This window comes from Pseudomonas sp. FG98 (genome assembly GCF_057808595.1).
The window spans coordinates 1-9,249 of sequence record NZ_JBMDIJ010000137.1 but is presented as its reverse complement, the minus strand read 5'-3'; the positions used below and the strand labels follow the sequence as shown (position 1 = coordinate 9,249).

Here is a 9,249-nt window from a genome sequence, read left to right as displayed (position 1 = left end):
CCACAGGGGTTGTGTGCACCGCCAACCCTGTGGGAGCCGGCGTTGCCGGCGATAGGGCCCTCAAGAACAAAACAAAACTCCAAAAAAAACGGGAACCCGAAGGCTCCCGTTCTTTTCAACACACCAGCAAGCTTAGCGTGGGAATGCAGGCGGGTTCACACCGGCCATATCTTCCATCACGCGCACTACCTGGCAGCTGTAACCGAATTCGTTGTCGTACCAGACGTACAGGACAACGCGGTTTTCGTTGCAGATGGTGGCTTCGGCGTCGACCACACCGGCGTGGCGCGAACCGACGAAGTCGGTCGATACCACTTCCTGGCTGCTCACGTAGTCGATCTGCTTGTGCAGCTCGGAATGCATGGCGGTCTGGCGCAGGTACTCGTTCAGCTCTTCACGAGTAGTGGCCTTTTCCAGGTTCAGGTTGAGGATCGCCATGGAGACGTTCGGCGTCGGAACGCGGATGGCGTTGCCGGTCAGCTTGCCTTTCAGCACTGGCAGTGCCTTGGCGGCTGCAGTGGCGGCGCCGGTCTCGGTGATGACCATGTTCAGCGGCGCGGCACGACCGCGACGGCTGCCCTTGTGGAAGTTGTCGATCAGGTTCTGGTCGTTGGTGAACGAGTGAACGGTTTCGACGTGACCATGGACGATGCCGTACTGGTCATTCAGCGCCTTCAGCACCGGCACGATGGCGTTGGTGGTGCAGGAAGCGGCAGAGATGATCTTGTCGTCGGCAGTGATTTCGCCGTGGTTGATGCCGTGCACGATGTTCTTCAGCGCGCCCTTGCCAGGTGCGGTGAGGATCACGCGGGCAGCGCCCGGGCAGGCCAGGTGCTGGCCCAGGCCCTCGGCATCACGCCATACGCCGGTGTTGTCGACGATCAGGGCGTTCTGGATGCCGTACTGGGTGTAGTCGACTTCGCTCGGCGCCTTGGCGTAGATCACCTGGATCAGGTTGCCGTTGGCGGTGATGGTGTTGTTTTCCTCGTCGACGGTGATGGTGCCGTCGAACGGGCCGTGAACCGAGTCACGACGCAGCAGGCTGGCACGCTTGACCAGGTCGTTGGTCGCGCCCTTGCGCACGACGATGGCGCGCAGGCGCAGGCCGTCGCCGCCACCGGTCTTCTCGATCAGGATGCGCGCCAGCAGGCGGCCGATGCGGCCGAAGCCGTACAGGACGACGTCGGTGCCCTTGCGTGCGGAAGCGTTCTGCTGACCGACCACTTCGGCCAGTTCTTCGCGCACGAACTGCTCGACGCTGCGGCCGTTGCCTTCCAGCTTGAACTTGTTGGCCAGCTTGCCCAGGTCGACCGAAGCGGCGCCCAGTTTCAGCTCGCTCATGGCCTTGAGCAGGGGGAATGTCTCGTGGACGGACAGTTCGGTTTCGTCGGTCTGGCGATGGCGGGCAAAGCGGTGGGCTTTGAGGATCGAGATCACCGAACGGTTGATCAGGCTGCGGCCATAGATCGAGCTCACCACGTTGTTATTGCGGTAGAGCTGACCGATAAGCGGGATCATCGCTTCTGCAAGTGCTTCACGATCGATCCACTCACCAAGACACTGGTCGGGCTTCTGAGTCACGGGAACCTTCCACATGTAGGGACAGAAAAAAGGGGCTACATTATGACGCCGAGCTTCGCATCGGGCAATGAGCGCCTGTCGCCCCTGTCACGTCGCGCCAATTTGCGCGCCACAAGCCTTACCGCAGGGGCCTCGGCCCGGTACAATCGATCTCTTTGTCGCAACGCTTGGAGCTCGACCTCCCGTGCCAGTTCTGCGTCTACCGCACCTTCCGGCCACCGCCGGCAAACACACCTGGGGCAACCTGCCCGGCGCCGCCCTGAGCCTGGCCATCGCCGAGGCCGCCAGCGCCGCCAAACGCTTCACCCTGCTCCTCACCGCCGACAGCCAGAGCGCCGACCGGCTGGAACAGGAACTGCGCTTCTTCGCGCCGGAGCTGGCGGTCCTGCCCTTCCCCGACTGGGAAACCCTGCCCTACGACCTGTTCTCGCCGCACCAGGACATCATCTCGCAGCGGATTTCCAGCCTGTACCGCCTGCCGGAGCTGGACCACGGCATCCTCGTGGTACCGATCACCACCGCCCTGCACCGCCTGGCGCCGACCCGCTTCCTGCTCGGCAGCAGCCTGGTCCTCGACATCGGCCAGAAGCTCGATGTCGAGCAGATGCGCACCCGCCTCGAAGCCAGCGGCTACCGCTGCGTCGATACCGTCTACGAGCATGGCGAGTTCGCCGTGCGCGGCGCCCTGATCGACCTGTTCCCCATGGGCAGCAAGCTGCCATACCGGATCGATCTGTTCGACGACGAAATCGAAACCCTGCGCACCTTCGACCCAGAAACCCAGCGCTCCATCGACAAGGTCGAATCGGTGCGCCTGCTGCCGGCACGGGAATTTCCCCTGCAAAAAGATGCAGTGACCCGCTTCAAGGCGCGCTTCCGCGAGCGTTTCGACGTGGACTTCCGGCGCAGCCCGATCTTCCAGGACCTCACCAGCGGCATCATTCCCGCCGGCATCGAGTACTACCTGCCGCTGTTCTTCGATGAAACCTCGACCCTGTTCGACTACCTGCCCCAGGACACCCAGGTGTTCTCCCTGCCGGGCGTCGAGCAGGCCGCCGAGCATTTCTGGAACGACGTGCGCGGCCGCTATGAAGAGCGCCGCATCGATCCGAACCGGCCGCTGTTGCCGCCGGTCGAGCTGTTCCTGCCGGTGGAAGACTGCTTCGCCAGACTCAAAGGCTGGCCGCGTGTCGTGGTAAGCGCCGAGGACATCGACGCTGGCGTCGGCCGCGAGCGCTTCCCGGCGCAAAAGCTGCCCAACCTGGCGATCGAAGCCAAGGCCAGCCAGCCGCTGGCAGCACTTTCCGAATTCCTCGACCAGTTCCCCGGCCGCGTGCTGTTCACCGCCGAGTCGGCGGGCCGCCGCGAAGTCCTGCTGGAACTGCTGGAGCGCCTGAAACTGCGCCCGCAGACGGTAGACAGCTGGCTCGACTTCATCACCGGCAAGGAGCGCCTGGCGATCACCATCGCGCCGCTGGACGACGGCCTGGTGCTGGAAGATCCGGCCGTGGCCCTGGTCGCCGAAAGCCCGTTGTTCGGCCAGCGCGTGATGCAGCGCCGGCGCCGGGAAAAACGCAGCGACGCCAGCAACGATGCAGTGATCAAGAACCTCACCGAGCTGCGCGAAGGTGCGCCGGTGGTGCATATCGACCACGGCGTCGGCCGCTACCTGGGCCTGGCGACCCTGGAGATCGACAACCAGGCGGCGGAATTCCTCACCCTGGAATACGCCGAGGGCGCCAAGCTCTATGTGCCGGTGGCCAACCTGCACCTGATCGCCCGCTACACCGGCAGCGACGACGCCCTGGCGCCGCTGCACCGCCTCGGCTCCGAGGCCTGGCAGAAGGCCAAGCGCAAGGCTGCCGAGCAGGTGTGCGACGTCGCCGCCGAGCTCCTCGACATCTACGCCCGCCGCGCCGCGCGCAAGGGCTATGCCTTCGCCGACCCGGCCGCCGACTACGCCACCTTCAGCGCCGGCTTCCCGTTCGAGGAAACCCCGGACCAGCAGAACGCCATCGAAGCCGTGCGCGAAGACATGCTGGCGGCCAAGCCGATGGACCGCCTGGTTTGCGGCGACGTCGGCTTCGGCAAGACCGAAGTGGCCATGCGCGCGGCCTTCATCGCCGTGCACAGCGGGCGCCAGGTAGCGATCCTGGTGCCCACCACCCTGCTCGCCCAGCAGCACTACAACAGCTTCCGCGACCGCTTCGCCGACTGGCCGGTAAGTGTCGAGGTGATGAGCCGCTTCAAATCGGCCAAGGAGGTCAGCAGCGCCATGGGCGAGTTGGCCGAAGGCAAGATCGACATCGTCATCGGTACCCACAAGCTGTTGCAGGACGACGTCAAGTTCAAGGACCTGGGCCTGGTCATCATCGACGAGGAGCACCGTTTCGGCGTACGCCAGAAAGAACAGCTCAAGGCCCTGCGCAGCGAAGTCGACATCCTCACCCTGACCGCCACGCCGATCCCGCGCACCCTGAACATGGCCGTTTCGGGCATGCGCGACCTGTCGATCATCGCCACCCCGCCGGCCCGCCGGCTGTCGGTGCGCACCTTCGTCATGGAGCAGAACAAGAGCACCATCAAGGAGGCGCTGCTGCGCGAGTTGTTGCGCGGCGGCCAGGTCTACTACCTGCACAACGATGTGAAGAGCATCGAGAAATGCGCTGCCGACCTCGCCGAACTGGTGCCCGAGGCGCGCATCGGCATCGGCCACGGGCAGATGCGCGAACGCGAACTCGAACAGGTGATGAGCGACTTCTACCACAAGCGCTTCAACGTGCTGATCGCCTCGACCATCATCGAGACCGGCATCGACGTGCCGAGCGCCAACACCATCATCATCGAGCGCGCCGACAAGTTCGGCCTGGCCCAGTTGCACCAGTTGCGCGGCCGGGTCGGACGCAGCCACCACCAGGCCTACGCCTACCTGCTGACGCCACCGCGCCAGCAGATCACCGCCGATGCGGAGAAACGCCTGGAAGCCATCGCCAACACCCAGGACCTCGGCGCGGGCTTTGTTCTGGCCACCAACGACCTGGAAATCCGCGGTGCCGGCGAACTGCTCGGCGAAGGCCAGAGCGGGCAGATCCAGGCCGTGGGCTTCACCCTGTACATGGAAATGCTCGAGCGCGCGGTCAAGGCCATCCGCAAGGGCACCCAGCCAAACCTCGACCAACCGCTGGGCGGCGGCCCGGAAATCAACCTGCGCCTGCCGGCCTTGATTCCCGAGGACTATCTGCCCGACGTGCATGCGCGCCTGATCCTGTACAAACGCATCGCCTCGGCAGTCGACGAGGACGGCCTCAACGACCTGCAAGTGGAGATGATCGACCGCTTCGGCCTGCTGCCCGAACCGACCAAGAACCTGATCCGCCTTACCCTGCTCAAGCTGCAGGCGGAAAAACTCGGGATCAAGAAGGTCGATGCCGGCCCGCAAGGCGGCAAGATCGAGTTCGAAAGCGAAACGCCGGTCGATCCGCTGGTGCTGATCAAACTGATCCAGGGCCAGCCCAAGCGCTACAAATTCGAAGGCGCTACCCAATTCAGGTTCATGGTGCCCATGGAGCGCGCCGATGAACGATTCTCGACACTCGAAGCGCTGTTCGAGCGCCTGACCCCGCAAACCGCGTAAGGAAGATCCATGCGTGCCATTCGCAACCTGACCCTGCTGCTGGCGCTGATCGCGCCGGCGGCCTTCGCCGACACCCAGTACCTGGTGGAAATGATCCTGGTGCGGCAGAACGCGGTGCCGGCCATCACCAGCCCCTTCGCCCCGGAAAGCTGGAGCGACGGCGCGGCGCCCATCGCCCAGTACGATGTACGCCAGCCGATCCTCGACAAGGAAGTAGCCGCCCTGGCCGCCGACAGCCAGTACACCGTGCTGCTGCATAAGGCCTGGCAGCAGAGCGTCGGCAGCGGCGTATCGAAGGTCGCCATCAGCGACGGCCAGCAGCAGTTCGGGCATTTCCCCATCGAGGGCAATCTGAGCCTGAGCGAAGCGCGCTTCATCAATGTCGAGGCCAGCTTCTGGGTCAACCAATTCGACGGCAACGGCGCGGTGGTGCAGAGCGAAGCATTCAGGCAGGGCAACAAGAATGTGAAGAGTGCCGAGCTGACCTTCCTCGATGGCGGGCATCTGGCGTTGCTGGTGAAGATTCGCAAGGTAGGAGCACCAGCCAGCCCTGCGCCGGATCCCGAGATGATGGAGCAGTAAGGCATGTCCCATCTGATCGACCGGCTACTCGGAAACAGCGCGTGGCAGGACGAATTCAGCGCCAGGATGCTGGAACGCGGGCTCGCCTACGCCAGACAGAAACGAGTCCGCATCGTGAAGGTCGAGGACAACACTATCCACGCGACCTGCGAGGGCTCGGGCGATAACCGCTACAGGCAGACGATCGGTATCAGCGCACTTCCACACGATCAATACCGGGTCCATTGCGAGTGCACCTGCCCGGTAAGCTTTGACTGCAAGCATTGCGCTGCCGTGCTCTTCCATGCCCAGGATCATCTTGAACCCTCGGGAGAGAGGCTGACCGCAGACCTGGAGTCCTGGCTGGACAAGCTGGAAAAGCCCGCGCCAGGCAGCGCCGACCACCGGCCAGACAGCCAGGGCCGTGGACTCTACTACTTCATCCATTTCGACGAAGAGATCTTCTGCCTCAAGATCAGAAAAGGCACCCGGCAGCCCGATGGACGCATCCAGTTCGCCAATCTGCGATCGATCCCCGAGTTGCTGTTCCAGCCGCCCAAATACGTCACCCCGGAAGACCGGCAGATTCTCCTGCAGCTCAACCGCAAGGAGCGATTCTGGGGCATGACCTTCCCCCTCGACGAGAAACACGACAGCGAGGTGTTCCAGCAAGCGCTGGCCACCGGGCGCCTGATGTTCGACGAAGGCATGCGCCCGGTGACCCAGGGCCCGATCCTCGACGCCGAGTTCCGCTGGGTACGCCAGAAGAACGGCCATTACTGGGGCATCTGGCATCACGGCGATGAACCCGTCCGCAGGGTCCTGCCACTGCAACCGCTGTACTGGTTCGATATCACCATCATGCAGACCGGCCTGCTCCGGCATAACCTGGATCCCTACGTCGCCCAGCAGTTGACCCAGGCACCGGACGTCCCCGAGCCCCTGGTAGCCCAGCTCAGCCATCGCCTTGCCGCCCTGGACAAGGAACTGCCGACACCCGCCAAGCTGCGCGAAGAAACCCTCGACGGCATCCGGCCTGTCGCCCACCTGATCCTCGGCAGCCACGAATTCAGTGCCTATGCCCCGAAGAGCGGGCGCATGCAGCGCCAACTGCAACACCGCGCCGCGCTGTCGTTCAACTACGACGGCCTGCGTACCAGCAGCAACAAGCCGCTGACCCGTTTCGTCGACAACGCCACCCAGCACATCCAGCGTGACCCGAAAGCCGAGCAGGCCCTGCGCAAGGTCCTGCATGGCTGGGGCTTCAAGGTCGCCACCCGACAGAGCAAGGCCTTGCCGGAAAGCGCCGGCGAACTGCTTCTGCTGGACACCGACCAGCAATGGCTGGAATTCGCCCGCGAAGGCCTGCCCGCCCTGCGCGAAGCCGGCTGGGAAATCGAGATACACGCCGACTTCGCCTTCAACCTCCACGAGGTGGATGACTGGTACGCCGATATCGAGGAAAACGCCGGCCACCAGTGGTTCGACCTGGAGCTGGGCATCGTGGTCAATGGCGAGCGCCATAGTCTGCTGCCGATCCTCCTGCACCTGCTGCGCAGCAACCCGGAACTGCTGCGCGCCAGCGAGCTGGCCAAGCGCGGCGACGACGAACACCTGCTGATCGATCTGAACCGCCATCGCCACGGCGCCACCGCCGCGCGGGTGGCCCTGCCCTATGGGCGGATCAAGCCGCTGATGGCGACCCTCGGCGAGCTCTATCTCAACGAGCACGACGGCGGCACCCTGCGCCTCTCCGCTCCGGACGCGGCGCGCCTGAGCAACCTCGACGACCTCTCGCTGACCTGGCAAGGCGGCGAGCGCCTGCGTGATTTCGCCACCCGCCTGAAAAGCGCGCAGTACCGCGAAGTCCAGGCGCCGGAGGGCCTGAACGCCACGCTGCGGCCTTACCAGCTGGAAGGTCTGAGCTGGCTGCAGACCCTGCGCGAGCTGGAGGTCGGCGGGCTGCTCGGCGATGACATGGGGCTGGGCAAGACCCTGCAGACCCTCAGCCACGTGCTCGCGGAAAAGAATGCCGGTCGCCTCGACAGCCCCGCGCTGGTAGTGATGCCCACCAGCCTCATTCCCAACTGGCTGGACGAGGCCGAGCACTTCACCTCGCAACTCAAGGTGGTCGCCCTGCATGGCGCCGGACGCACCCGGCACTTTGCCGAGCTGCGCGACTACGACCTGGTCCTGACCACCTATGCCCTGCTGCCGCGGGACCTGGAACACTTCACCGCGATCGACTGGCACCTGCTGATTCTCGACGAAGCGCAGAACATCAAGAACGCCACCAGCAAGGCCGCCCAGGCCGCCCGCGAGCTCAAGGCCAACCAGCGCCTGTGCCTGACTGGCACGCCGATGGAAAACAACCTTGGCGAACTCTGGTCGATCTTCCACTTCCTCATGCCCGGCTGGCTGGGCGACAGCAAAAGCTTCGCCCGCGACTACCGCACGCCGATCGAGAAACACGGCGACGGCGAGCGCATGAGTCATCTGGCCGCGCGAATTCGTCCGTTCCTGCTGCGCCGGACCAAGGAACAGGTGGCCACCGAGCTGCCGGCCAAGAGCGAGATCGTCCATTGGGTCGACCTCAGCGACGCCCAGCGTGACACCTACGAGACCGTGCGCGTGGCCATGGACAGCAAGGTTCGCGCGGAGATCACCCGCAACGGCGCGGCACGCAGCCAGATCATCGTGCTCGATGCCCTGCTCAAGCTGCGCCAGGTCTGCTGCGACCTGCGCCTGGTGGCTAATGCCGTGGTCAAGGGGCCGCAGTCCGACAAGGGCAAGCTCGGCAGCCTGATGGACATGCTCGACGACCTGCTCAGCGAGGGTCGCAAGATCCTGCTGTTCTCCCAGTTCACCTCGATGCTGGCACTGATCGAGGAAGAACTGGAGAAACGCAAGATCCGCTATAGCCTGCTGACCGGCGAGACCAAGGACCGGCGCACCCCGGTGCAGGCATTCCAGAATGGCGACACGCCGCTGTTCCTGATCAGCCTGAAAGCCGGTGGTACCGGGCTCAACCTGACGGCCGCAGATACGGTGATCCACTACGACCCCTGGTGGAATCCGGCCACGGAAAACCAGGCCACCGACCGCGCCTACCGCATCGGCCAGGACAAGCCGGTATTCGTCTACAAGCTGATTACCCGGGGCACCGTGGAAGAGAAGATCCAGCAGTTGCAAAAGGACAAGGCCGCGCTGGCGGCGGGATTGCTGGAAGGGAACGAGGCCGGTCAGTGGAAACTGGCGGCGGATGATATCGAGGCCTTGTTCTCGCCGCTGCCTGAGCAGCACAAGACCCGATAGGTAAAGGGCCTGATCGCGGTATGGGTATCTACACATCTTTCTCGGAGCGGTCCCGGACTGGGGTGTTGGCGTTGGGGGCTTATCCATACCAGATGGCGACTCCGCCGGCCCCTTTCGCCTCTACGGCGAGTCCATTTTGTCTTGGCAAAATGGACGAA

The 9,249-nt window shown here is 64.2% G+C and carries 4 protein-coding genes; 3 read left to right on the top strand and 1 reads right to left on the bottom strand.

Annotated elements, in window-relative coordinates; translation table 11 throughout:
• Positions 1–132 precede the first annotated feature (132 nt).
• Positions 133–1,596 carry a glyceraldehyde-3-phosphate dehydrogenase gene (locus tag ACODSK_RS31480; protein WP_489021896.1) on the bottom strand — a complete coding sequence of 488 codons (1,464 nt, stop codon included), beginning with the start codon at positions 1,594–1,596 and terminating at the stop codon, positions 133–135.
• Between the two features lie 169 nt (positions 1,597–1,765).
• Between ACODSK_RS31480 and mfd the strand changes: the two genes are divergently transcribed.
• The 3 genes from mfd to ACODSK_RS31465 are packed head-to-tail and all read left to right on the top strand — an operon-like array spanning position 1,766 to position 9,091.
• Positions 1,766–5,215 carry a transcription-repair coupling factor gene (gene mfd, locus ACODSK_RS31475; RefSeq protein WP_489021894.1) on the top strand — a complete coding sequence of 1,150 codons (3,450 nt, stop codon included), beginning with the start codon at positions 1,766–1,768 and terminating at the stop codon, positions 5,213–5,215.
• 9 nt (positions 5,216–5,224) lie between these two features.
• Positions 5,225–5,797 (top strand): CsiV family protein, encoded by a 573-nt coding sequence (locus ACODSK_RS31470; RefSeq protein WP_489021892.1) that lies wholly within the window; start codon positions 5,225–5,227, stop codon positions 5,795–5,797.
• Positions 5,798–5,800: 3 nt separating this feature from the next.
• The gene (locus ACODSK_RS31465) at positions 5,801–9,091 is read left to right on the top strand and encodes a DEAD/DEAH box helicase (RefSeq protein WP_489021890.1); all 3,291 of its coding nucleotides are present in this window, start codon (positions 5,801–5,803) and stop codon (positions 9,089–9,091) included.
• Positions 9,092–9,249 lie beyond the last annotated feature (158 nt).